Origin of the sequence: Polyangium sp. y55x31, assembly GCF_029946505.1 — a bacterium.
Taxonomy (GTDB): domain Bacteria; phylum Myxococcota_A; class Polyangia; order Polyangiales; family Polyangiaceae; genus Polyangium.
In genome coordinates this window covers 78,697-103,246 of record NZ_JARZHG010000018.1, presented here as the reverse complement: position 1 = coordinate 103,246, position 24,550 = coordinate 78,697, and the positions used below count along the sequence as shown (strand labels likewise).

Here is a 24,550-nt window from a genome sequence, read left to right as displayed (position 1 = left end):
CCCGTTTCCTCGTGGAAACGACGTTGGCCGTCATGGCATGATGGTTGCGGCACAGCGTCCTCAGCCATGCGAAAGCTCTTCGTCCTCTTCGTCTTCACGGGTCTCGCCGTCACGGCGTGTAGCTTCAACCCGCAACCGGATCCGCCTGGGGCCGACGAGACCGCAGGCAACGCGGGCTCGGGCGCGAACGCGGGCGCAGGTGGCTCGGGCGGCACGTCTTCGTCCTCGGGCGGCGCGGGTGGTGGTGGTGGCGTGGGCGGCGATCCCACCGGGACGGGTGGTGAAGCCGGCGGCAGCGGCGGCGCAGGCGGCGCAGGCGGCGCAGGCGGCGCAGGCGGCGCGGGTGGCGCGGGTGGCGCAGGCGGAGCCGGCGGTGAAGGCGGCGCCGGTGGTGCCGGTGGTGCCGGCGGCGCGGGCGGTGAAGGCGGTGAAGGCGGCGCCGGTGGTGCTGGCGGCGGTGGCGGCGCCGGCGGCGTGCGCGGCAAATAGCCGAGGCGGAGCAACTTTCTCCCCTCTCCCGCACGGGAGAGGGGAGACGGGGTTGTCTAGCTGGTCCGGTTTGGCCGGGTGTACTCGTCGATCACGTTGGCGACGAGCTCGGCGAGCAGGTTGTCGCAGACGCGCAGGCGTCTCGACATCTCGCGCGCGATGTTCAGCACGAGCAGCGAGTAGGCGCGCAGGTCGCGCCGGTAGAGCGAGTCGAGGTCATGCGCGGTGATCCGCAAGAGCCTCGAGGGCGCCACGGCGCGCACCGTCGCCGAGCGCGGCAGCACGTCGAGGATCGACATCTCGCCGAACCAGTCGCCCGGGCCGAGCACGGCCACGCGTGTCTCGTGCTTGCGCTTCGACTGCTTCAAGACCTCCATCTCGCCGTCGAGCAAGACGAACATCTCGCGACCGCTGTCGCCTTCGCGGAACACCACCGAGCCGGGCGTGAGCTCGATCAGATCGAGCGAGCCCGACAGGTCTTGCAAGACCTCGTCGCCGAGCCCGCCGAACAGGCCGATCTCCCGCAGCCGCTCGCTACCCTGGAAGCCGAGTTTTACAGACATGCGCCGTACGTCACGTTGCCGATGATCACTTCCACTGCGTCAGCGCCGATCGTGATCGGCGTGCACGATGCGCCCGCGGGACAGCTCGCCGCGTTCACGTTGCAGTACTTCAAGCACTCGTTCGCGCTGCCCGTGTTGAAGCACCCGTAGGTCGCCGCGCAATCGGTGTCGTCCGTGCACGCGGAGTTTTGTGTGCCGCTGCCGGCCTCGCGGCACGTCGTGAAGAGCCGCATCTGCCCCGCCGCCTCGCGCCCGAACGTGCAGCCCGTGCCCGCCGCGCAGCCGACGTTCGTCGTGGCGTTGCAGTTCTCCGAGCAGAGCGTGACGCCCGCGACCTGGCCGCCGCTGCCGTCGTTGAGCTTCACCGCGCAGAGGCCGCCCGGCGCCGTGCACTGCGCGTCCGTCGAGCAGAATTCGCCGCACGTGCTGATCGTCGGCGTCGTCGCGAGGCAGATGCCGCCCGGCGCGCAGTCGTTGTCGATGTCGCAGAGCCCGCCGATCGGCACGTTGCCCGCGGGCACACACGCGCGCTCGCCCGTGCCGTCGATCTGGCACATCTCGCCGGCCGCACACCCACACTGCGGCGACACGAGCTTGCAGGGCGTCTCGTTGCAAGCGCCGCCGCCGCCGGATCCGCTCGCGGACGACGACGACGACGAACCCGCGCCGCTGCCGCCGCTGCCCGACGAGCTCACCGAGCCCATGCCTCCCGCGCCGCCCATGCCGCTCGCGGACGACGAGTTGTTCGACGACGGGCCAGGCCCCGGCCCGTTTTCCTCGCCGCCCTCGCCGCCGTTTCCGCCCGAGCCTGTGTACGAGCTGCCTTTCGCGCAGGCGAAAAGCACGGATCCCAGGAGCGAAACGAGCCCTATCGCCACGGCAAAGCTTGTTCTCATCGTCACCTCGCGCGAACGGGAGCAAGAGGAGGAAGCGAGAGAAACCTTACGCCCAAGGCGCGAAAGATCAACGCGCGGCGAGCTCCTTCGTGAACACGATCCGTTGACGTCCCGGACCCGCGTAGTCCTCGACCTCGGCCTTCGCCCAGCCGAGGGCGTCGTGGAAGCGCACGGAGCCCTCGTTGCCGAGCGTGGTGATCGCCTTCATCAGGCGGCAGCCGGCCGCGTGGCAGTCGGCCTCGAACGCGGTGTAGAGCAGGCGCGCGACGCCGCGGCGTCGGTAGTCCGGGTGGATGCCGACGATGTGCACGTAACCGACCGGCCCTTCGGGCGCGATGAACCCGAACAGGAAGCCCACGATTTGCTCGTCGTGCTCCACGACCCGCGCGAGCTTTCCGAGCTCGTAGAAGAAGATCGGGTGCGCGAGCGCGCTCGTGGGGCCGCCCCACCAGCGGTCGATCACGCGTACCACCTCGTCGTAGTCGGACTTCTTGAGGGGTCTCGTCGTCAGCTCCAAGGCGCCTCCTGCGTGAGCCCGGCTCGGGCTCCCCCAGGGTAGCCGCTCTTGGGCTAGGGACCCCACTGCAAAAACATGCTAGCCGTAGCCCCGTGAGTCGCGACGCAATCCGCATCGCCCCCTCGATACTTTCCGCAGATTTCGGTCGTCTCGCCGAAGAGGTCCGCGCCGTCGAGGCCGCGGGCGCCGACTGGATCCACGTCGATGTCATGGACGGGCGCTTCGTGCCGAACATCACGATCGGCCCGCTCGTCGTGCAGGCGGTCCGCGCCGCGACGAAGCTGCCGATCGACGTGCATCTCATGATCGTCGAGCCCGAGCGTTACGTCGCGGATTTCGCGAAGGCCGGCGCCGACCTCATCAGCGTGCACGTGGAGGCCTCGCCGCACCTGCACCGCACCCTCCAGCAAATCCGCGCCCTCGGAAAAAAGGCCGGCGTCGTCTTGAATCCGCACACCTCGGAGGAGACGATCCGCTACGTGCTGCCCGACTGCGACTTCGTCCTCGTGATGAGCGTCAACCCCGGCTTCGGCGGCCAGCGCTTCATCCCGAGCGCCCTGCCCAAGCTCGACGCGCTCCGGCGCGCGATCGACGCGCAGGGCCTCGCCGTCGACCTCGAGATCGACGGCGGCGTCGCGGTCGGCACCGCGCGCGAGGTCGTCCGCGCCGGCGCGCGTGTGCTCGTGGCCGGCTCGGCCGTCTTCAACGCGGCATCCGGCGCCGGAGATTTTTCGTTCGACGAGCGGGTCACCCGCTACGCCACGGCCATCCGCGCGCTGCGCGAGGACGCGGCCGCGGGCGCAGGGGCCGTGGCGTGAAACGCGCCTGGCTCGGGGCCGTCGCCCTCGCGCTCGTCTCCGGCTGTGGCCCCTCCTCGCCGCCCTCCTCGCCGCCCTCGCGCGCGCCCGAGCCGACACGAACGAACCCTCCGCCCCCGAGCGAGCCGAGAGAGATCGACCTCGACGACGTGTCTCCGCCCGACGCCGAGAGCACGGCGGCGGTGCAGAGGATGCTCCAGCGCGTCGCGCGCGCGCGCGGCCTACCGATCAAGCGGACCGTGCCGGGCAAGGTCCTCGATCGCGAGGCGATGCTCCGACGTATCCGCGAGACGGTCGAAGAGGACACGCCGAAGGACGCGCTCGTCGCGCAAGGGGAGCTGCTCGCCGCGCTCGACGTCGTCCCTGCCGGGTACGACTTCGTCGCCGGCACCTTCGCTCTGCTCGGCGGGCGCGTCGCGGGGTTTTACGATCCGGAGGACGGGGCCATGTACCTCGCCGACGACCTCGGCGAAGAGGAGGCCGAGGAGACGCTCGCGCACGAGCTCGCCCACGCCCTGGCCGATCAGACCTTTCCTTTGGCGCCGATGGTCGAATATGCGCCGGGCGCGGGCGATCGTCTCTCGGCCGTGCATGCGGTCATCGAGGGCGACGCCGTGAGCGCGATGCTCGACGTCACGCTCGGCTCGGCTTTCCAGATGACCGAGGAGCAGGTGCGATTCGCGTTCGTCGCGTCGACCGCGATGTCCGACGTCGGCCAGAAGACCCCGCGCGCCATCACCTCGTCGCTGATCACGCCCTACATCGACGGCTTCGCGTTCATCCAGGCCTTGCGCCGCCGCGGCGATTGGCGCGCGGTCGACGAGGTTTGGCGGTCGATGCCCGAGACGACGGAGCAATTGTTGCACGTCGACAAACTCCTTGCGCGCGAGCCGGCCGAGGTCGTCGCGCCGCCGGTGCTCGGCGCGCTCGGGCGGCAAGGGTATCGGGTGCTCATCGACGACGTGGTGGGCGAGCAGGGGCTCCGGATTCTGCTGGAGGACATTGGCAGCCGCGCGCAGGCCCGGGAGGGCGCGGCGGGGTGGGGCGGGGATCGATTCGTGGTGGCGGCGCGCGAGGAGAGCGGAAAGCGGCTATTCGCCGTGGCGTTCCGGCTTCGTATGGACACGGCGGCGGACGCGGCCGAGGTCGCGACGCTCTTCGAGCGCAAGTATGGGAAAGGTTGCCGGGAGCGGGATACGCTCGGCCCTGTCGCGTGGGGGCTGCGGGGTCGGGACATCGCGTTCGTCGCGGGGCCGTACGAGAGGGACGGGGGACGACCGCGGACGCGGGGGCAATGCGCCGATGCGGTCACCTGGCTGGGGGAGGTTTGGCAGGCCGCACCACCGGATGGCGAGGCGGGCAGCGCCCGCGCGGGACGATGACGAAGACGCGGACGATCCTCGACGAGATTGGCCATACCCCCATCGTGCCGCTCAAGCGTATCGGCAAGGGCCTTCCCGTGCCGGTGTACGTCAAATGCGAGCACCTGAACCCCGGCGGCAGCATCAAGGACCGCATCGCGCGGGCGATCGTGGAGGACGCTGAAAAGCGCGGCTCGCTCAAGCCCGGCATGACGCTCGTCGAGGCCACGGCGGGCAATACGGGCATGGGCCTCGCGCTCATGGCCGCGGTCCGCGGCTACGAGCTCGTCTGCGTGATGCCCGAGAAAATGAGCGTCGACAAACGGGCCGCGCTCTCCTCGCTCGGCGCGCGCCTGCACATCACGCCGAACGATCCGCCGGACAGCCCCGACAATTTTCGCAACGTGGCCGAGCGCCTCGCGAGGACGGAGGGCTGGTTCTTGACCGACCAGTTCCGGAACCCCGCGAACATCCGGGCGCACGAAGAGACGACGGGCCCCGAGATCCTGGTATCGATGGGCCGTAAAATCGGCGCATTCGTGGCGGGCGCGGGCACGGGCGGCACGATCACGGGCGTCGGCCGATATTTGAAGCGCCTCGCCCCGGGTGTACGAATCGTCCTCGCCGATCCACGCGGCTCGGTTCTGGCGCACTGGGTGGAGACGGGGGAAATCGGCCCCGACGCGCCTTATCGCATGGAGGGCATCGGCGGGAGCCGTCCTCCCGAATTGCTCGACCGCACGGTCATCGACGAGGCGATCACGGTCAGCGACGAGGACGCGTTCCTCATGACGCGCCGATTGATCCGCGAAGAAGGCCTCTTCGTGGGCGGCTCCTCCGGCGCCGCGGTGGTCGCGGCGCTCCGCGTGGCGGCGAGCGGCGACCTCCAGGGCCCCGTGGTCGCGATCCTGGCCGATAGCTGGGACCGCTATTTCAGTCGCGAATGGCTCCGCTAGCCTAGCTTGAACACCCGCCGCGCGTTTTCCCCGAGGAACGCCGCGCGCGCTCCTTCATCGAGCCCGAGCGAATCGAGTTTGTCGAGGCAATTCACGGGCGAGAGCATGGGCCAGTTGCTCCCGAAGAGCACCTTTTCGCGCCCGTGCCCGCGCATGAACGAGACGAGCTCCGGGGGATAGCGGCTCGCCTTGTAGGCCGAGGTATCGATGTACACGTTGGGATATTTCGTGGCGAGCGCGATCATCTCGGTGGTCCAGGGATACCCGATGTGCCCGCCGACGATGCGGAGCTCGGGGAACTCGCAGGCGACCTCGTCGAGATAAGGAATGGGCCGCCCCGGCTCGCTCGGCCGAAGCGGCCCTGCGTGCCCGACCTGCAAGCAAAACGGCACGTCGAGCTCGACGCACTCGGCATAAAGCGGATAATACCGCCTGTCATTCGGCGGCAGCCCCCAGAGCCACGGCAGGATGCGGAGCGCGCGCATGCCGAGGGAGCGCACGGCGCGCCGGAGCTCGCGCACGGCATCCATGGGCCTCGCGAGGTCGACGGAGGCGACGCCGACGAGCCGATCGGGATACCGCCCGACGAACGCGGCCACGCTGTCGTTATCGAGCATCGGCCCCGAAGGCCCCCACCAGGCGGAGACGAGCGCGACCGAGACGGACGCAGCCTCGAGCGCGCCGAGGGTGAACACGTCGGGAATGACGTCGGGGAGCGCGTCGGCCTCGATGCCCATCCACCGGCGGAGGGTGGCGAACATGGGGTCCCGCAGGAAAGGGCCGGTAGGATGCTGGATCCAGGCATCGACGACGAAGGCGGGCGTGTTCATGGCACCTCGGCGCCGAGCATCGCACGCCCGGCCCGCGCCGAGGAGGTGCGACGAGCGCCGCCCCGTGGTAGTCCTGTCCAGAGCGCCGGACCCGGCAGCCGACCGGGACGAGGAGAGGAGCAGAGAGACGGCGGACGAGCAGGCGCGCGCAGGAGGGGATTGACAAACCGGGAAGAAAAAGCCGAAGATTTTCGGCGCCGTTCGGGAGGAGTGGCCGAGTGGTCGAAGGCAGCGGTTTTGAAAACCGCCGTACCCGGAAGGGTACCAGGGGTTCGAATCCCTTCTCCTCCGCTGAGTTTTTCAATCAGGTCGGGTCGTCGGCGCGGCTTCGCGCATCGAGAAGCCGCACGGCCCGTAACGCATCTTCACCTGTCCATTGCGCAGACAATTCCCTCGATCGTCGCGCCATTCTTTTATTGCTCTCGAAAGTCGCCCGTAGCGAAGCCCGCAACCTCATTGCCCCATCGGGCGCAGCGCCAGCCAGTGCCGCCCGCTCGTATCGTCGAACGTCTCCGGCGTGGGGTCGAGCTCGATCAGAACGTTGCCCGAGGGATCCACGCTCACGTCGCTGATCTCCTCCGTCGCGCGATACACGAGCCGCCGGTTCGTCCCCTGCAGCACGTAGAGCTCGCGTTTGCCCTCGTCATCCTCGCCGGTCCGCGCGGCGACGGCGAGTGCATCTCCGCGGAACGGCACGACACGCGTAAACGGAAGCGCTGCCGTGTCCACCGCGGACCAGCTCGCGCCGCCGTCCTCCGTCGCCCATACGTGGTCGCCTGCGTGGTGCACGTAGCCGCGGAGCAGGCCGTGATCGGCGTCGGCAAAGTACATGCTCGTGCAGCAAGAAACATGTCGCGCGGCGACCGGAACGGAGCGCACGCGGGGCGCCGGGATGCCGGCCAGCACGCTCGTGCTCGTGGGCAGTTTGACACGACGAACCGTGTTGTCCGCGAGCCAGAGCACCACGTCGTGGTCGGGCGACGCGGCGGCCGCGATCGCGATCGCGCCCTTCCAGCCATCGAGTTGCGTCCAGTTCGCGCCGCGATCGTTCGAGCGCCACGCCCCGGCTTGTGGGCGGCCGCGGTCCAGCATGATCCACTGCCCGGCGTCGACCACGACGAGGCTCCCCACGGGTACCCTCGCGAGCGAGCCCACGGCGGTCAGGCGGTGGGAGCGCGCGTCGAAGATCGACGCATCGCCCCGGGCGTCCCACACGAAGAGCTCGTCCGTGCTGCGCGCCTCGAGCCCGACGAGCGCCGTGGTCGACTCTTGCTCGACGCCCCACGTCGCGCCGCCGTTCGCCGATGCATAAAGCCCGTGCGGGGCCACCCCCCAGAGCTTATCGCCTGCGCGTCGAACCATCGTGAGCGACGCGGCCGCGTCGCCGTCCGATTGCGGGACCACGAAGCGCGCGCCTTGTGCGTCGGCGCGGTAGAGCCCGAGCGAAGCGTCGAGCGCGTAGAGCACGCCGGCCTCGACGTGCAGATCCTCGAGCTCGCCCTCGAGCCGCGCACCGGAAATCGACGCGAGCGCGAGCGACGCGTCGATCCGCACGAATCGGCCGTCCCGCTCGACACCGAATGCTGCGCTCCCGTCGCGGTCGGCCTCGAACGCAACGAGGGTGCCCACGCGGCGCCAGCGCACCGGCGTGACGTCGGGCGACGCGAACACGGCGTCATTTTGCTGCACCAGCCACTGTCCATGGACGAATGCGACGTTCTGGATGTTTTTCGCAGGGCTTTCCGCTGCTGGTTTTGCCCCGCTCGTCGCGCGCTGATCGAGCGGCGTCTCGATCGCCGTCCAGGTGCGACCGCCGTCGCGTGTCACCTTGAGCTCGTTACCGAGCGCGCCGGCGAGCCCGTTGCCGCTTGCCGTCATGAAAATCCGGTGCATCCGCGATCGATCGTCGTAGGGCTGTGAAAGCAGGGTGAACGTGCGGCCGGCGTCGCGCGAATAGTACACGTTTCCCCGCGAGCCGCCGAGCCAGGCCTCGCCGCGCGCCGTGGCGAACACGTCGTAGATCCACTCGCCGGCCGGCAGCTTGCGACGCTCCCATGTGCGGCCGGCGTCGCCGGTCCAGAAATACTCGTCGTTGCGCTGGCCGACGTAGCCGGTGGCGATGGCGACGCGGTCGGTGAAGAACGTGACGCGGTCGCATTGGCCGGATCGCGAGAAGCCGACGAGCGTGCTGCAATCGAGCGGGCTGCGGCTCCAGAGCGCGTCGAAGGCGTCGGCGTGGTACGAGGGACCGTCGCTGTCCGTGAGCCACGCCGCGCCGCTCGGGGACACGGAGATCTCTCGCACGCGGCCCGTGACGTGCAGCTCGACGCGCGAGGCTTGCGAGCGTGGCCCTGCGCTGCTGCTCGCGGCGGACACGACCGGGGAAGCGGTCCACATTCCCGGGGGCGACGCGGCGGGTGCGGGTGCGGTCGCCGGTTCGGCGCTCGCGGGCGCCTGCGCAACGCGCGTGGCCTGGGCCGAGCTGGCCGCTGCGGCGCGCTGCGCGGGCGGGCTCGAGCATGCGGTGATGGCAGAGGTCGCGGCGACGAAGACGAAAAGGAGGGATCGGGATTGCACGGTGGAGTCCTGTTGCGACGAGCGCGGGATTCGTGATCGCCGCACGGCATCTTATCGTGAGGCCGTCTGTCGGCCGCGTAAAGACGCGGCGAACATCGCTCGGGCGTTGTTCGACACGCTTCTCGATGGTTCGTTCCCGTTTTCGTCGAAGCGGATTGCACCCCGCCTTCACGACGAGTACGCCCACCGCATGGCATCTTCCCTCGAACGGATCCCCGTCAACACCATCGATGGCCGTCCCTCCTCGCTTGGCGCGTTCGCGGGCAAGGTTCGCCTCGTCGTCAACGTCGCCTCGCGGTGCGGGCTCACGCCTCAGTACGAGGCGCTCGAGGCGCTTTATCGCAAGTACAAGGACCAGGGCCTCGAGGTGCTCGCCTTTCCCGCGAACGAGTTCGGCGCGCAGGAACCCGGCACGGACGCTGAAATCCAGTCGTTCTGCTCCACCTCGTATGGCGTCTCTTTCCCGCTCTTCTCCAAGATCGTCGTCAAGGGCGAGGGCCAGCACCCGCTCTACCGCGAGCTCACCTCGGCCAAGCCCGAGGCGCGCGCGCTCCCCGGCAGCGATTTCCGGGCGCGGCTCATCGGCTACGGCATCGACCCCGGCGCGCCGCACGAGATCCTCTGGAACTTCGAGAAATTCCTCGTTGATCGCAACGGCGACGTCGTCGATCGGTTCTCGCCCGACGTGCCGCCCGACGCCGCGCTCCTCGTGTCCGCGATCGAGCGAGCGCTCGCGCAGCCGTGAAAACAACCGCGATTCTCACCGCAGGAGATGGCTCATGAATCACCCCGCTTTCACTCCGGGCGCCGTCGCCGTCATCACGGGCGGCGCCTCTGGCATCGGGCTCGCTGCGGCGAAGAAGCTCGCGTCGCTCGGCCTTCGTGTTTGCATCGCCGACCTCGGCGCCGATCGCCTCGCGCGGGCGCGTGAGGCCGTCGTGGCCGTGGCGAAGGGCGGCGACGCCGACGTCATGACCTCCGAGACCGACGTCGGCCACGTCGAAGCGCTCGTCGCGCTCGCGGACGCCGTCGACGCGAGGTTTGGCGGGACCAACATCCTCATGAACAACGCCGGCATCGGGCCTCGGAGCACCGTGCTCGGACCGGCCGAGAGCTGGGCGCGAACGCTCGAAGTGAACCTCTGGGGCGTCATTCATGGCACGCAGGTCTTCGTGCCGCGGATGCTCGCGCGGGGGCTGCCCGGCCTCGTGATCAACACCGGCTCGAAACAAGGCATCACCACGCCGCCCGGCAACCCGGCGTACAACGTCTCCAAGGCCGGCGTGAAGGCCTTCACCGAGGCGCTCGAGCACGAGCTTCGTAACACGCCCGGCTGTCAGATCCGGGCGCACTTGCTCATCCCCGGCTTCGTTTTCACCGAGCTCACCGCGTCCGGCCGTACCGAAAAGCCCGCGGGGGCGTGGACCCCCGAGCAGACGATCGACTTCATGCTGGAGCGTCTGGCCCAGAATGACTTCTACATTCTCTGCCCGGACAACGAGGTGCCGCGCGCGCTCGACGAGCGCCGTATCCTCTGGGCCGCCGGCGATATCGTCGAGAACCGTCCGCCGCTCTCGCGGTGGCACCCCGACTTCGCCGAGGCATTCAAGACGTTCGCCTCGGTGAAAAAATAGCACGGTATCGTCGAGCGCGATCGCTCGTCGACCTTGACGGCAACCCCGCCTACATCGTAGCCTCACGGGAGCGCCCGCATCGGCGCGACCAGCACGCGCAGTTTGGCCAATCGGGGAGGCCGGACCGCGGCGCCGGGGCTCGGGTTTCGGGGGGGGGTTGACATGTTGCAGGACACGCCGTCGTCGGGGAGCTCGTCCCATTTCGCTGCGGGAGCGTGGTCGGCGCTCGATGCGCTCACGGATCCGGTTGCGCTCGTCGACGCGCGTGGGGGAATTCGTTACGTCAATCTCGCTTGGTATCGGCTCGCCGGCGACAGCGAGCCGGGGCCGCGGAGCCACGAGCTTGCCTTGTCCACGCCCCCGGATGCCATGCTCGACCTTCGCGAGACCGACCGAGAGGCGATACGCGCCGGCATTGGTGACGTGAGCTCGGGCCGCCGCGCGCGATTCGACCTGGAGCTTGGCACGAGCCTCACGGCCGACGAGGAGCAGAAATGGTTTTCGCTCGTCGTGACGCCCTGCCAGGTCGACCCGGAAGGCGGGGCGCTCGTCCACCTTCGCGACGTGACCGCGCAGAAAAAGACGGAGAGCGCGCTCCGCGCGAGTGAAGAAGGTCTGCTCTGGGCCCAGGAGATCGGAAACATGGGCAATTGGGACTGGGACATTCCCACGGGAGGCTTGACCTGGTCCGACCAGATCTTTCGCATCTTCGGCTACGAGCCGCGAAAATTCGACGTCAGCTATCAGGCGTTCATCAGCACGATTCACCCGGGCGATCGCGACATGGTCGTGGAGGCCGTAAACAAGGCCGTGAACGAGCGCGCCCCTTACAGCATCGAGCACCGCATCGCGCTGCCGACGGGCGAGGTCCGCGTCGTCCACGAGCAGGGCAAGGTCTTCTACAGCGATTCGGGCACGCCGCTGCGGATGCTCGGCACCGTGCAGGATGTCACCGAGCGCAGGCAGTCCGCCGATACCATTCGCCTCCAGGCCGGGCGCCTCGAGCGAGAGCTCGCGGCGCGCGAGGAATCCGAGCGGGCGCGTGCTGCCCTGCAGGACGAGGTGATCCGCGTGCAGCGCGCGCTCCTCGAAGAGCTCTCCACGCCCCTCATCCCCATTCGCGAGGACCTCATGGTCCTGCCGCTCATCGGCGCCATCGACGCGAGGCGCGCCGAGCAGATGCTTTCGACGGTGCTGAGTGCGGCCGTGACGAAGCAGACGCGCGTCGTCATCATCGACATCACCGGCGTCAAACAGGTCGATACCCACGTCGCCAATACGATCATGCGTACGGCGCAGGCGCTCGGGCTCGTCGGCGCGGAGGTCGTGCTGACGGGGATTCGGTCGGATGTCGCTCGAACCTTGGTCGAGCTCGACGTGCCCCTCACGTCGCTGATCGTTCGCGGCACGCTGGCGAGCGGGATCGCCTACGCCACGGGTCAGGCCGGAAAGCGGCGCTGAAGCGGGCCGCATCGGCTCACGTCTGCCGGCGCCGCCCCTTCGCCTCCCGACACGCCGGCGCCGCGCCGAGCAGCTTTTCGAGGGCCGCCTCCCCGATCCGCTCGATCGCCTCACGCTCCAACCCCGTCTTCGCGAGGAACTCCATCCCTTGATGGACCGCGAGCAAGAGCCGCCCGAGCTCGCGCACGTCCGCGTCCGGCCCGAGGTCGCCCTCGGCGCGCGCCTGCTCCAGGAGCTCGACGAAGAGGTCCTCCAGGGCTGCGAACGTCTCCCGTGCCCGCTTCTGCACCTCGGGGTCGTGGGATGCGAGCTCTGCGGCGCTGTTGACCAGAAAACACCCGCGCGTGTCGCCGAGGGTGGCTTCGGGCGGTCGGGCGGCGGCCTGGAAGAGGTTTCGAAGCCGGTCGATCGCCTTCGCGTCGCCGCCGAGCGCCGCGCGCAGGACCTCGAGGCGCCGGGCCGCGTAGGCGTCGAGGACGGCGAGGAAGAGCTGGTGCTTGTCGCCGAAGGCCGCGTAAAGACTGCCCTTTCCGAGCCCCGTCGCCCGCATCAGGTCGTCGAGCGACGTCGCCGCGTACCCCTTCTCCCAGAACTGGTCCCGCGCGGCCTCGAGCACCTGTTCCACCTCGAACTTACGTGGACGACCCATACCCCTCTACATGGTACTTGACCGATCGGTCCACAAGTCCCATAGTGGACCGAGTGGTCAACAACGCCGACACGAACGAGCTCGTCGTCGGCCAGTCCTACCACGTCGGAGCGCGTGGCCGGCGGACCAAACCGAACGAATCCCGAAGAAACTGGAGAATGATCATGGGCGCACTCGAAGGGAAAGTTGCCGTCGTCACGGGCGGGAGCACGGGCATCGGATTCGCCGCGGCCAAGCGATTCGCCGCGGAAGGCGCGCGCGTCTTCATCACGGGCAGGCGCCAAACCGAGCTCGACGCAGCGGTCGCGGCGATCGGCGGCAGCGCCGTCGGCGTCCGTGCCGATTCGTCGAACCTCGCGGATCTCGACCGACTTTATGCGATCGTCGGCGAGCAGGCGGGCCGCATCGACGTGGTGTTCGCGAATGCCGGCGGCGGCGAGTTCGCCCCGCTCGGCGCGATCACCGAGGAGCATTACGACAAGACCTTCAACACGAACGTGAAGGGCGTGCTCTTCACGGTGCAGAAGGCATTGCCCCTGCTCGTCGACGGCGGCTCGGTCATCCTGAACGCCTCGACCACGGCGACGATGGGCACCGAGGCATTCAGCGTCTACAGCGCCACGAAAGCGGCCGTGCGCAATTTCGCGCGAAGCTGGATCCTCGACCTCAAGGCGCGCCGCATTCGCGTGAACGTGATCAGCCCCGGGCCCATCAAGACCCCGGGCCTCGCGGGGATCGCGCCGACGGAAGAGCAGGCAAAGGCGCTCCTCCAGGGGCTCGCGACCGCGGTCCCTCTCGGCCGGCTCGGCGATCCCGACGAGGTGGGCAAAGCCGCCGTATTCCTCGCCTCCGACGCGAGCAGCTTCGTCAACGGCGCGGAGCTCTTCGTCGACGGCGGGCTCGCGCAGATCTGAACCTCGTCGCGCCACGGCAGGATCGTTCGCCAAGCGCTTGACGCCTCTGGATGGGTACGGTGTCGTTACGTCACCCGTACAGAGGAGTGCGAGATGAGCGATCCTTCGGCGACCACGTATCGCGCGTTTCTCGACAGTCAGGCGCGCGATCTGGCGCTCGTGGTGGCGCGTGACGCCACGTCCGAAGTCGCGCTCCTCGGCAAGGCGACGACGGCGGAGGTCGCTGCGTGGTCCGAGGCCGTCGTGGGCGCGACGATCGGCGTGCTCGTCGGGGAAGACGGGGCTGCCGAGCGCGTCACGGCGGCTGCGCTGGATCTCGGGCAGCGCGGGGCGGCCATCGACGAGGTGCTCCGCGCGCTCGCGAGGGCGCGGCGCCATTTCCAGCGCGTGCTTCGCGCGGACCCTGCTTCACCGCTCGATGCCTCGGCCTATGCCGATGCGCTCGACAGGCTGCTCGCCGTTCACGATGAAGTAACGAGCGCGCTCGCGCGGTGCGCCGTCTCGGCCACTGCCGCGGCTCGCTGCGATGGCGAGGCGCGTTTTCGCAGCCTCGTGAACGCCGTCAAGAGCGTCGTGATGCTCATCGGCGAGGACAAAACCATTCTCGAATGGAACGCCGAGGCCGAGCGACTCTACGGGTGGCCGAGGGACGAGATCCTCGGGAAAAACTACCTCGAACTGTTCGTGCCGCCCGAGGCGCGGACCGCGGTCGCGGCCGACATGCGCAAGGTGCTCGCGGGCGAGGAGACACGCGGCTTCGAGAACCCGATCACGTCGCGGGACGGGGCCATCCGTATCCTGCAATGGAACGTCGGGCGCCTGCTCGACGGCGAGGGACGACCGATCGCGGTCGTGGCCAGCGGCATCGACATCACCGACCACAAACGGGACCGCGAGGCGCTCGACCGGAGCGAGGGGATGTTGCACGCGGTCATGACGAACGCGCCCATCATGCTCTTCGTCAAGGATCTCGAAGGCCGTTATACCTTGACGAACCGCGCCTTCGACGAGGGGATGGGCTTCGAGCCGAACTTCGCGATCGGCAAGATGGAGGCCGAAGTCCTTCCGCCCGCCGTCCTCGCGAGGCATCGCGCGGACGACCAGAGAGTCTTCGACGGGGGCGAGCCGCTCCAGATCGAAACGAGCATTCCCACGAAAAATGGCACGCGTGTCTTTCTCGGCTCCAAGTTCCCGCTGTTCGACACGAACGGCAAGGCGTATGCGCTTTGCGGCATCGCGTCCGACATCACCGATCTGCGGCGTGTCGAGGCGGAGCAGGCGACGTTCCAGGTCCGGATCATCGAGGCGCAGCGCGAGACCTTGCGCGAGCTGTCGACGCCGCTCTTGCCGATTGCCTCGGGCGTCGTGCTCATGCCGCTCGTCGGCGCCATCGACGAAAGCAGGGCGGCGCTCGTGCTCGAGGCGCTGCTCCAGGGCGTGGTCGCGCATCACGCCGAGGTCGCGATCCTCGACATCACCGGCGTTCGCACGGTGGACACGCCCGTCGCGCTCGGCCTCGTGCAGGCGACGCAGGCGGCGGGTCTGCTCGGCGCGGAGGTCGTGTTGACGGGCGTGCGCCCCGCGGCGGCCCAGACGCTCGTGGAGCTCGGGATCGACATGCGTGGCATCAAGACGGTGAGCACGCTGGAGCAAGGCGTCTCCCACGCCATCGCGCGCTCGGGCCGCCGCGCGCGCCGGAATGCGCCGGCGCGGTAGAGCTCATCCCCGGGCGTGCTCCACGAGCGCCAGATACTCGTACGCCGCGATCGGCTCCTCCGGCAAACCGGCCGGCGCGAGATACTTCTTCCGGAGCGCCTCCCCGTCCGCCTGCTCGATCACGGAAAACCCGTTTTCCGCCACGAATTTCGGCAGCCGCGCGGGCCGGATCCCCCACCGCATCGTTTCTCCGGCGAGTCGCAGCGACGTGCGGATCAGCCAATCCAGCGTCCCCAGGTGCGGCCGGCCGGCGTCGTCTCCGTCCACGTACGAGAATGCCACGCGGCTCCCGGGCCCCGTGTGCTCGTGGACGGCCCGGAAAAACGCCTTCACGTCCTTCACGTCCAGATACATGAGCAGCCCCTCGGCCACGACCACGCTCCGCGCATCGCTCCGCCAGGGCGTCTCGCGCAAGACCTCGCCGAGGGATCGCTTCGAAAGATCCGCCGCGCAGAGGTGCAGGTTCGTCCTTTCAAACCCGGCGCCACGCACCCCCGCGCGCTTCGGCTCGGCCGTCGCGGGCGCGTCGATCTCCACGCACGTGATCTCCGGATGACGCCTCGCGACGATCGTCGCCAGTGGATCGAACCCTGCGCCGACCACGAGGAGCTGCGTCGCGCCCGCTGCGATGGCCTCCTCCACGGCATCCGCCATCCACCGCTTTCGCAGCCCGAACCAGATGAGCTGACCTCGGGCCGTCCACGCCTCCGCGATCTCGTAAAACCTTTGCGTCCACGGCGCGCGCATCATGTCGATGTGCCGCCGCCCGACGGCCCCGGAGGCGCGCAGGATCGCCTCCGCCGTGCTCGCCGCGTCCGCGGGCAAGAGGCCCGCGAATCGGGGCACGGCGTCGATCAGGATCAGGAACCGGGCGATCTTCTTGGCCGTCAGGCTCGTGCGTTCGTGGGACATGACGTCCCCGAGCGTAGCACCCTCACCAATCGAGCCGCAGCCGCCCGTCCGTGTACACGCGGTTCGTTTTGCCGAGCTCCGTCGATCCGTTCTCGATCGCCCGGTGCACGTTCTCTGCGGGACGGAGCAGCGCGTCGCGGCCGAGATCAAAACGTTGACCTCGAACGATCACCCGATACGCCTTGTCGAGTGCGAGCGCGCGCTCGCGCGAGGGCAGGAGCAGGAACGCGAGATCCCGATCGCCGCCGGGCGCGGCGCGCCGCACCTCGGCTTCCGCGAGGGATCCGCCGGGGAAGAAGCGCGCGAGCATCTCCTCGTTCGCGCGGAGCTCGTCGCCGCCGCCCACGCGACGCAGATACGTCAGCACCTCGGGCTCTCCGTGTCCGAGCTCGGGGACGTCTTTCATGCCGCGCAGGTCTTGCATTCGCCATCCCTGCGTCCCCGGCACCTTGCGCGCGAGCGCGAACGTCTGATCGACCGTCACCCCGAGCCCCGAATGGCAGCCCATGCAAAATCGATGTTCTTCCTCGGTCGCGAGCCTGAGCCGCCCCGCGGCGTCCTCGATGAAGCCTTGCAATTGCCAGCCGAACGCATTCCGCAGCCCGCTCGTCGCAGACCCCGTGTACACGGGCAAGAGCCCCTCGTCCTTTTCGTCCTGCTCTTTCTCGTAGGCCCGTAGGAGCGCCCATCGATCGAGCTTCAGCACCTTGCGTGAATACCGGAGCTCCTTCATGCGCCGCGCGACGTACCCGGGCGCGTCCGGATCCAGGTAACGAACCGAATGCAAGAACTCCACGCCGCGCGGATAGAGTCCTCGTTCGAGCGGCTCGCTCGACGCGGCGCCCGCGTACGTGCGTGGCAAGCGCCGCACGCGCGTCACGCCCGCGGAGAGCGCGCCGTCGCCGTCGAGATCCTCGCCGAGCAAACGCTCGTCCACCGGCTCGATCGTCCGATCGATCCGATCCGCCGGCGCATCCGGATCCGTCGTGATCGCGGCTTCGAGCAGCGACAGGTTCAGCGTGTAGATCGCGCGTGACGTCGCGCCGCGATCGTCGGTGCGAAACGCCTCGGGCAAGCGGATGAAGACGTCGTCCGTGCTCCCGTTCGTGGGCCAGAACGTACCTGGAAACGGCTTGTATCGAAGGGCGCGAAAGCCGCTCCCATCCCGCGCAAAACCCTCGTCGTCGAAGCCGCGATCGAGATCGAGGTCCGGCACGTAGCCTTCGTACCCGCGTGCGCTCGCGAGCGCGCGCTGGAGCGGCGCGTAGTTGTCCTCGCGCACGTAGCGGAGGATCTCCTCGTCCGACATCCGCGCGATCTCCGCGCTCCGATCGACGAACAGGTTCTCGTAGTGGTTCGTGAGGGCTACGTCCGAGAACGCGTATTCCTCCTGCAGATGCGCGTCGGCGCGCACGTTCGGCCCGTGCGCGCTCGTGTGGCAGACCCAGCACGGGTTCGAGGTCCCGCCGGTCTTCGTGTAACAGAGCGGCGGCACCGAGGCCTCGGGGTTGTGCACGACGCCGGCTGCCTCGCGGGCGCGCGCGAGCGGGTCGTAGAGGCCCTCGGCCGCCCGCTCCGCGCGCCACCCGCACGCGGCCGCCCCGAGGCCCACGAGGAGCCCGCAAACGAGCAAGAACGAGGACGCGCGTGCCTTCACCGCGCCCCATGCGGCCACAGGCTCTGCACGCGCTCGCCTGGGTGCTGCACGCTCACGAACAGCGTGCGCATGTCCGGCGCGAGCGCCGGCCCCGTGGCTTCTGCGTCGCTCGGCAGCGCCACGATGCGGAACGCCTTGCCGAACGTCGGCGACACGACGCCCGGCGCGCCCGCGGCGTGCGCGCGATCGAGGTCGAGGAAGTACACCGCATCGGCGCGCGCGTTCGTCGCGAAGTTCCCGTCCGTCCCGAACCACACGCCGCCTTCGCGATCGATCAGGATGTTGTCGGGGTTCGACGCATCGTACGGCCCCGTAGCATTCTTGCCGGCCCACACGCGGAAGAATGCGAACGTCGTCGAAGCCCCGGGGCTCTTCGGGTTCGACTCCTGCATCGCGAACACGTTGCCGATCATGTCGGGCCGCTTCCCCGCGGCCTGCTCGTGCACGGCCGGATCGATCAGCCTGCCTGCCTGATCGAGCTGCGTCTTGTGCCCGTGGTTCGTGAACGACACGTAGATCCGCGGCGTGCCGCTCGGATCACGCGGGTTGTACTCGACGTCCTCGGGCCGGTTCAGCTCCATGATCCCGACCTTCGCGCTCGCCGTGTAGAGCGCGCGGCGCACGTCGTCGTCGCTCGAAAAGCCGCCGAGCCCGTTGTAATCCATGTCGGAGAGCGCTTCGCCCACGGTCTTGCCCGGCTCGCCGAGCGCGACCGCGTTCGGGGCGATCGCCGTGCTCGCCGTACCGAGCTCGATCCACTGCCCGATCCCCGGCTGTTCTTCCGTCGGCGCCTCGCCCGTCGCGAGCATCGTCACGCCGGTCGTGTTGTCGAGCCCGGCGAAGTGCGCGGCGTACACCTTCCCCTCGTCGAGCAGCGCGCGTGTCTCGGCCCGCGTCATGCCGGGCACGTACACGTTTTTCGAGACGAACTTGTACACCCGGCCGCTGCGCCGATCGTCGCCGGAATAGAGGACGATTGGTTCGTTCGGCAAAAGCTTCCAGTCCGCGTCGACCACGAACGTCGTGTTCTCCCACCGCGCGCGGCCCATCGCGCCGAGCTTCTTGTGCCCCACGCCCGGCGCGTGTTTCCCTTCGAATTCGTCGGGCGCTTTGCCTGGATCGATCTCCACGAGGTACCCATAAAAATCTTTCGCGTGGCGCGACTTCGGATCCGGCGACATCCCGTACAGGCTCGCCGGGCTCGGGGTCGGGTCGAACGTGATCGGCCCGCCGGGATCCGCGCCTGCGCCGCGGACGAGCTTTTGCTCGTTCGTCCAGAAAACCTCCATGTCTCCATGGAAGTCCTGCACGTTCTCCTCCGCGGTGATCACCGTGCCCCACGGCGTCTGGCCGCCCGAGCAATCGGACATGATGCCGCTCACGACGCCGGGCGGGAGCGCGTGGCCCTCGTCGTCGTGATCGACTTCGAGCGGTGTCATCCCCGTGATGCGTGCCAGCGTCTTGCTCGTCGCGTCGTATCGGACCGCTCCGGCGCCGTGATCGACGCGCCACGCGCCCGAGGCTGGATCCTGCACTACGTGAAACCACGATCCGCCGACCTGGCGCTTGGACTCGCGCACGTACGTCGCGAGCGCCGCGGGAGGCCATTGGTTCGAGGTCACGTCATTCGTCAACACCCTCTCCGCCGCGAGGTATTTCGCGAGCGTGAGGTGCTGGCCCGTCGGCGCCGTCGTCGAGGTCGGCGCCTCGTTCGAGATCGATTCGTGGTTCACCCACAACCACGCCGACGCGCCGCTGCCGTGCCATTGCGGCGGATCGCCGGGCGCGTCGTTCCAGTGATCGCCGAAAACCGCGATGTAATCGTCGTTCACCCCGAACCGCGGCGCCGCAGGGCTCCGATCGAACGTCAGCGGATCGAGCCACGACACCACCACGTTCGGCGAGAGCCCGGCGATCGCCCGCACGTCGTTCGTCGACGCATTCGAAAGCGGAAATTCCACGTCCTCCGGCAGCGTACCTCGCGCGACCTGCTCGACGCGCGCCCGGACGTATTGCGCGAGATCCGTCGCGCCCGTGCCGAGATCATCCGTGAACGACAAACCCACCACGCTCGAAAGCGGCTGCCCGCCGAGCACGTGCGCCGTCGCCGCGGTCCGGTCCGGACCCTCGCCGCCGCCCTCACAGGCGACGAATCCGACCCCGATCAGGACGCCGGCAGTCCCGAGAGCCTGGAAATGACGATGCTCCCAGTGGCCCGTTTTTCGTCTCATGCGCGGTTTCCTCGGGCGGCGCTCGCGAATGCGGAGCGCGCGCGCCCGAGGATCTTGCCATTGTCGAGCTGGGACACCAGCCGTTTTGCGGATCAGGCCGCCCGCCGCACGAGCAGCGTGTATGTGGCCTCCGCGCCCATGGCTTGGGCGTGGGCTGCGGCGTCGAGGCCGGCGATGTCGCGCTTCATGGGGTCGGCGCCGCGCTCGATCAGCGCTTCCACGACCGTGCTGCGATTGAAGGCCGCGGCCCATATGAGCGGCGTCCGCCCGTCCGGTCCCGCCGCGTCCGGCTGCGCGCCGCAATCGAGCAGCATCCGGATCACCTCCAGATCACCCTTGAACGCGGCCCCGTCGAGCGGCGACCAGCCGCGCGGATTCCGCAGCTCCGGATCCGCCCCGAGGAGCAGCAATGCCGTCACGGTCCCCGCGTGCCCGTAATATGCCGCGAGCATCAGCAGGCTATCACCCTTCGCGTCGAGGACGTCCGGGCAGCGGCCCCCCAGCAATTCGACGAGCGGATCGGTCTTTCCAGCGCGGGCGAGGTGCGCGGCGCGCTCGCGTTCCTCGAAGGTGAGATCGTTCATCGTGCACCTGCCTTCGCTCCGCGCAGCGCGGCCACGGCGCCGCGCAGCTTGCGGCCGAGCTCCTCGTCCGCCTTTGCGAAATACCCGATCGACCGCTCGATCACGTCCTCGCGGCTCACCTGCGCGAGGCTGCCCGAAAGGTTCTGCACGAGCCGCTCCTTTTCGTCCTCCTTCATCACGCGATAGAGCGCCCCGGCCTGCACGAAATCGTCATTCTCGGCGTGCCGCGGATGCGCTTGCGGCCCGGTATGCCCCGAGAGCGCAATGCCGAGGTCGTATCGCTCACCCGTCGGCGACGCGCCGTCGTGGCTGTTCGGCTGGTAATTCTTCCCGCGGCCGCCATTGTCGTCGAAGCGCATCGCCCCGTCCCGCCCGTAGTTCCGCGCCCCGCCGACCACGCCTTGCGGCGCGTTCACCGGCAGCCGCGTGTGGTTGATGCCGAGGCGATATCGCTGCGCGTCGCCGTATGCGAAGAGCCGCGCTTGCAGCATGCGGTCGGGCGAGGGCCCGATGCCCGGCACCATGTTCCCCGGATCGAACGCGGATTGCTCGGTCTCGGCGAAATAATTGTCTGGCAACCTGTCGAGCACGAGCTTCCCGATCGGGATCAGCGGATAGTCCTTGTACGGCCACACCTTCGTCACGTCGAACGGATCGAACCTGTAATGCGCGGCGTCCGCCTCCGGCATGATCTGCACGTTGAACGTCCAGCTCGGGTATTCGCCGCGCGTGATCGCGTCGTAGAGGTCCTTGTGGTGGAACGAGTGATCCTTGCCGCCGATCGCGGCGGCCTGCTCGCTCGTGAGGCACTGGATGCCTTGATCCGTCTTGAAATGGAACTTCACCCAGAACCTCTCGCCGTCCGCGTTCACCCACAGGAACGTGTGCGAGCCGAACCCGTCCATGTGCCGCAACGTCGCGGGAATACCTCGATCGCCGTGCAGCCAGATGAACTGGTGCGTCGCCTCCGGCGTGTGCGAGAAGAAGTCCCACGCATTGTCGGGCTCCTGCCGGTTCGTGTACGGATCGTACTTCTGCGAGTGAATGAAATCGGGGAACTTGATTCCGTCTCGCAGAAAGAAGATCGGCGTGTTGTTCCCGACGATGTCCCAGTTCCCGTCCTCGGTATAGAACTTCAGCGCGAAACCCCGCGGATCCCGCACGGTGTCCGGCGCGCCCTTCGAGCCGGCGACGGTCGAGAAACGCAAGAAGACACGCGTCCGCTTGCCCACGGCGGAGAAGAGCTTGGCCTTCGTCCACCGCGGCACGTCGGGGCTCGTGACCTCGAAGTAGCCATAGGCGCCCGAGCCCACGGCGTGCACCACACGCTCGGGGATTCGCTCGCGGTTGAAGCGGGCGAGTTTTTCGAGGAGGTAGTGGTCCTGCAAGAGCGTCGGCCCGGCGGCGCCCGCGGTCTGCGAATGCGCGTCGTCGATCACCCGCGCTCCACCCTCGGTCGTGAGAATGCGATTCGTCATGGTTGCTCCCTCCTCGTTCCTGCGAATGCGAGAAGAGTACGTCCGCCCCTGGGTGGGGGGCCATGACATCGTTCCTATGGTCCCGATAGGCTCAGACTATCAGACGGCGGCCTGGCCACGCTCGGTGCGCGTGGTGTAGGCGCTGCGGAGCGTCTCGCCCACGGGGCGCAGCGTGCTCTCGAGGGCCGAGCCGCGCCGCCAGACGAGGGCGAGCGTCCGCGCCGGTCCCCGGGGCGCGAAGGGGCGGATCCGCAGCGCGTCGCGCCGATTCTCGAGCGGCACGGCGAGGCTCGGCAGGAGCGTCACGCCCGCGCCTCCGGCGACCATCTGCGTGAGCGTCGCCAGGCTCGTCGCGCGAAAGCCCGCCTCCTCGGCCCCGGCGCGCGAGCAAAACGAGAGCGCTTGATCCCGAAAGCAATGGCCGTCGTCGAGCAAAAGCACGCACTCGCCCTCGAGCTCCTCGGGCTTGAGCGGCCGGCGAGTTCCGGCGAGCGGATGCCCCGGCGCCGCCGCAAACACGAACGGATCCTTGCCGAGCACGACGTGCGGCCGATCCCCGATATCGGCTTCGAGCGCGACGATCGCCCCGTCGAGCGCGCCTTGCCCGAGCATCTGCACGAGCGTCGACGTCTTTTCCTCGGTCCAGACGAATGTGAGCTTCGGATATCGCTCGCGCAGGACGGGGGCGATCTCCGGCAAAAGATACGGTCCAATCGTGGGAATCACGCCGAGGCGCAACGTCCCGGCGAAGGGATCGCCGAAGCGGCGCGCCGTGTCGACGAGATCGTCCGCGGCGACGAGCAGCGCGCGGGCGCGCGCGACGATCTCGGCGCCGGCGGCCGTCAGCGTGACCGTGCGCCGATCCCGCTCGAACAGGCAGATCCCGAGCGCCTCCTCGGCCTGCTGGATCTGCGCCGACAGCGAGGGCTGCGACACGTGGCAATCGTCCGCGGCCTTCCGAAAGCTCTTTCGATCCGCGACCGCGACCACGTACTGGAGTTGCCGCAGGGTCACCGGATGAGGGGCGAGGCGCATGATAGGATGATCCTATCACCGAACCCCGCCGGACGCGACGCGCCCTTTCTACTTGCCGCCTTTCCCTTTGCGCGGCGGAATCCAGATGGGATTCCAGTTCCCGCCCGGAGAGCTCGTCAGCCTCGTCATTCCGCTCCCGTCGGCCCGCACGATCCAGATCTGCTGCTCCGACCCGCGGGTCACGGTCACGGCGAGGTATTGCCCGTCGGGCGACCACGCGGGCTCACCCACGTGCCCCGCGCCTCCGGGCGCGCGCACGAACGTCTCTTTCCCGTCTTCCATGGCGACGATCCCCACGCGGGAAGGCTCCTCGGGCGCGCGCAGCGCGTAAGCGATTCGTTTGCCCGTCGGGGACCATGTCGGCTTGTCCTCGACGATCCGCGGCGCGGGCCGCAATTGCGTCAAACGCCGCGCCTCGCCGCCCGACGAGGGCATGAGCCATACGCGGTCCGCGCCTTCGCGATCACTCACGAACACGAGCACCTTGCCGTCGGGCGAATATCGCGCGCCCCATTCGTCGCGTGGCGTGTTCGTCAGGCGGACGGGATCACTCCCGTCGGGCCGCATGCGATAGAGCTCGGCCACGCGATCGCGGCTCGAAAGGAAGACGATCGCGTCGCCTTTCGGCGAAAACGACGGCTCGAAGTTCCCTTCGTCGTTTTTCGTGATGCGTCGAAAGCCGCTGCCGTCACTGTTCACCCGGTACAGATCGGAAAAATGTGCCGGGTCCACCTTCCCGCCGTTCGACTCGTAGACGACGAAGCGCCCGTCCGGTGAGAATGTGGGAAAGCGTACGCGACCTGCCAGGGGTCCGAGGGGTTTTGGGGGGCTTCCGTCGAGGGGTTGGAGCAGGAGTTGTTGGGGCCCTTCCTCGCCTTCGACGCGGATCGCGAGCAGCGCGCTGCCGTCCGGGGAGGCGGGGCCATTGTAATCGGCGTGCGGGCTCTTCGTGAGCCGCTCTTCCCCTTTGCCATCCGCTCCGATCACGTAGATCTCGCGGTTTCCATCGCGCTCCGAGATGAACGCGACCTTTCCCGCGATTTTTTGCCGCTCTTCGGGGGGTATTTCGTCTCCCGCCGCGTTTTTAGGCCCTCCTTCCGCCCTCTCCGCCGATTCCGACGGCAAAGGTTTGTCCTTGGTTGTCGGGACATCCGGTTTGTTGCCGGTTGTCGGGACAGGTAGTTTTCCCTCAATCGGTCCGCCGCTCGCACCGGTTCCGGGCATTGCGGAATGCGACGGCAATGCATTGTCCGGTTCTTTTTCTTTTTTCGT

The 24,550-nt window shown here is 68.5% G+C and carries 22 protein-coding genes and 1 tRNA gene; 10 read left to right on the top strand and 13 right to left on the bottom strand.

Translation table 11 applies throughout. The annotated features are described in order from the left end of the window. Positions 1-66 precede the first annotated feature (66 nt). A complete protein-coding gene (locus QHF84_RS28040; protein WP_281316516.1) occupies positions 67-489 on the top strand; it encodes a hypothetical protein in 423 nt (140 codons plus the stop codon). A 56-nt stretch (positions 490-545) separates the two neighbouring features. On the opposite strand, the gene QHF84_RS28035 is transcribed toward QHF84_RS28040, so the two are convergent. The 3 genes from QHF84_RS28035 to QHF84_RS28025 form a co-directional block, all read right to left on the bottom strand. Beyond that, positions 546-1,052, bottom strand: a complete 507-nt coding sequence (locus QHF84_RS28035; protein ID WP_281316515.1) for a cyclic nucleotide-binding domain-containing protein — start codon at positions 1,050-1,052, stop codon at positions 546-548. Further along, positions 1,043-1,930 carry a hypothetical protein gene (locus QHF84_RS28030; protein WP_281316514.1) on the bottom strand — a complete coding sequence of 296 codons (888 nt, stop codon included), beginning with the start codon at positions 1,928-1,930 and terminating at the stop codon, positions 1,043-1,045. The genes QHF84_RS28035 and QHF84_RS28030 overlap by 10 nt, the downstream gene beginning before the upstream one ends. Before the next feature lie 85 nt (positions 1,931-2,015). Continuing rightward, a complete protein-coding gene (locus tag QHF84_RS28025) occupies positions 2,016-2,465 on the bottom strand; it encodes a GNAT family N-acetyltransferase (protein ID WP_281316513.1) in 450 nt (149 codons plus the stop codon). Positions 2,466-2,557: 92 nt separating this feature from the next. On the opposite strand from QHF84_RS28025, the gene rpe reads away from it, so the two are divergent. The 3 genes from rpe to QHF84_RS28010 are packed head-to-tail and all read left to right on the top strand — an operon-like array spanning position 2,558 to position 5,600. Further along, positions 2,558-3,283, top strand: a complete 726-nt coding sequence (rpe, locus tag QHF84_RS28020; protein ID WP_281316512.1) for a ribulose-phosphate 3-epimerase — start codon at positions 2,558-2,560, stop codon at positions 3,281-3,283. Then, the gene (locus QHF84_RS28015; protein WP_281316511.1) at positions 3,280-4,665 is read left to right on the top strand and encodes a hypothetical protein; all 1,386 of its coding nucleotides are present in this window, start codon (positions 3,280-3,282) and stop codon (positions 4,663-4,665) included. The genes rpe and QHF84_RS28015 overlap by 4 nt, the downstream gene beginning before the upstream one ends. Then, positions 4,662-5,600 carry a cysteine synthase family protein gene (locus QHF84_RS28010; RefSeq protein ID WP_281316510.1) on the top strand — a complete coding sequence of 313 codons (939 nt, stop codon included), beginning with the start codon at positions 4,662-4,664 and terminating at the stop codon, positions 5,598-5,600. Before QHF84_RS28015 ends, QHF84_RS28010 begins: the two co-directional genes overlap by 4 nt. On the opposite strand, the gene QHF84_RS28005 is transcribed toward QHF84_RS28010, so the two are convergent. Then, entirely contained in the window at positions 5,597-6,430 is an 834-nt protein-coding gene (locus QHF84_RS28005) for an amidohydrolase family protein (protein WP_281316509.1), read from the bottom strand. The genes QHF84_RS28010 and QHF84_RS28005 overlap by 4 nt on opposite strands. 204 nt (positions 6,431-6,634) lie before the next feature. Here QHF84_RS28005 and QHF84_RS28000 point away from each other — a divergent pair. After that, positions 6,635-6,721, top strand: a tRNA-Ser gene (locus QHF84_RS28000). Between the two features lie 162 nt (positions 6,722-6,883). Here the strand turns inward: QHF84_RS28000 and QHF84_RS27995 are convergent. After that, entirely contained in the window at positions 6,884-9,007 is a 2,124-nt protein-coding gene (locus tag QHF84_RS27995) for a hypothetical protein (RefSeq protein WP_281316508.1), read from the bottom strand. Between the two features lie 190 nt (positions 9,008-9,197). On the opposite strand from QHF84_RS27995, the gene QHF84_RS27990 reads away from it, so the two are divergent. The 3 genes from QHF84_RS27990 to QHF84_RS27980 all read left to right on the top strand — a co-directional run bounded on the left by QHF84_RS27990 (position 9,198) and on the right by QHF84_RS27980 (position 12,102). Beyond that, a complete protein-coding gene (locus QHF84_RS27990) occupies positions 9,198-9,752 on the top strand; it encodes a glutathione peroxidase (protein ID WP_281316507.1) in 555 nt (184 codons plus the stop codon). Positions 9,753-9,786: 34 nt separating this feature from the next. Continuing rightward, positions 9,787-10,641, top strand: a complete 855-nt coding sequence (locus tag QHF84_RS27985; protein ID WP_281316506.1) for an SDR family NAD(P)-dependent oxidoreductase — start codon at positions 9,787-9,789, stop codon at positions 10,639-10,641. A gap of 162 nt (positions 10,642-10,803) precedes the next feature. Further along, a complete protein-coding gene (locus tag QHF84_RS27980; protein WP_281316505.1) occupies positions 10,804-12,102 on the top strand; it encodes a PAS domain-containing protein in 1,299 nt (432 codons plus the stop codon). A gap of 16 nt (positions 12,103-12,118) precedes the next feature. Here the strand turns inward: QHF84_RS27980 and QHF84_RS27975 are convergent, their stop codons facing one another. Beyond that, entirely contained in the window at positions 12,119-12,751 is a 633-nt protein-coding gene (locus QHF84_RS27975; RefSeq protein WP_281316504.1) for a TetR/AcrR family transcriptional regulator, read from the bottom strand. Between the two features lie 164 nt (positions 12,752-12,915). Here QHF84_RS27975 and QHF84_RS27970 point away from each other — a divergent pair, with 164 nt between their 5' ends. Both QHF84_RS27970 and QHF84_RS27965 read left to right on the top strand, forming a co-directional pair. After that, on the top strand, positions 12,916-13,665 hold the full coding sequence (locus QHF84_RS27970; RefSeq protein ID WP_348652886.1) for an SDR family oxidoreductase: 750 nt from the start codon (positions 12,916-12,918) through the stop codon (positions 13,663-13,665). Between the two features lie 93 nt (positions 13,666-13,758). Further along, complete coding sequence (locus tag QHF84_RS27965) at positions 13,759-15,381, top strand: PAS domain S-box protein (protein WP_281316502.1); 1,623 nt, start codon at positions 13,759-13,761, stop codon at positions 15,379-15,381. A 3-nt stretch (positions 15,382-15,384) separates the two neighbouring features. Here QHF84_RS27965 and QHF84_RS27960 read toward each other — a convergent pair whose 3' ends face one another. From QHF84_RS27960 to QHF84_RS27930, 7 genes are all read right to left on the bottom strand, one after another. Then, a complete protein-coding gene (locus QHF84_RS27960; protein WP_281316501.1) occupies positions 15,385-16,293 on the bottom strand; it encodes an SAM-dependent methyltransferase in 909 nt (302 codons plus the stop codon). 22 nt (positions 16,294-16,315) lie between these two features. After that, positions 16,316-17,950: a hypothetical protein gene (locus tag QHF84_RS27955; RefSeq protein WP_281316500.1), complete on the bottom strand. Its 1,635-nt coding sequence runs from the start codon at positions 17,948-17,950 to the stop codon at positions 16,316-16,318. Then, positions 17,947-20,181, bottom strand: coding sequence for an alkaline phosphatase PhoX (locus QHF84_RS27950; protein ID WP_281316499.1), 2,235 nt, complete (start codon positions 20,179-20,181; stop codon positions 17,947-17,949). Before QHF84_RS27950 ends, QHF84_RS27955 begins: the two co-directional genes overlap by 4 nt. A 92-nt stretch (positions 20,182-20,273) precedes the next feature. Then, positions 20,274-20,765 (bottom strand): ankyrin repeat domain-containing protein, encoded by a 492-nt coding sequence (locus QHF84_RS27945; RefSeq protein ID WP_281316498.1) that lies wholly within the window; start codon positions 20,763-20,765, stop codon positions 20,274-20,276. After that, a complete protein-coding gene (locus tag QHF84_RS27940) occupies positions 20,762-22,243 on the bottom strand; it encodes a catalase (RefSeq protein ID WP_281316497.1) in 1,482 nt (493 codons plus the stop codon). Before QHF84_RS27940 ends, QHF84_RS27945 begins: the two co-directional genes overlap by 4 nt. A 99-nt stretch (positions 22,244-22,342) precedes the next feature. After that, a complete protein-coding gene (locus tag QHF84_RS27935) occupies positions 22,343-23,278 on the bottom strand; it encodes a LysR substrate-binding domain-containing protein (protein WP_281316496.1) in 936 nt (311 codons plus the stop codon). A 48-nt stretch (positions 23,279-23,326) separates the two neighbouring features. Further along, positions 23,327-24,265 carry a hypothetical protein gene (locus tag QHF84_RS27930; RefSeq protein ID WP_281316495.1) on the bottom strand — a complete coding sequence of 313 codons (939 nt, stop codon included), beginning with the start codon at positions 24,263-24,265 and terminating at the stop codon, positions 23,327-23,329. Between the last annotated feature and the right edge of the window lie 285 nt (positions 24,266-24,550).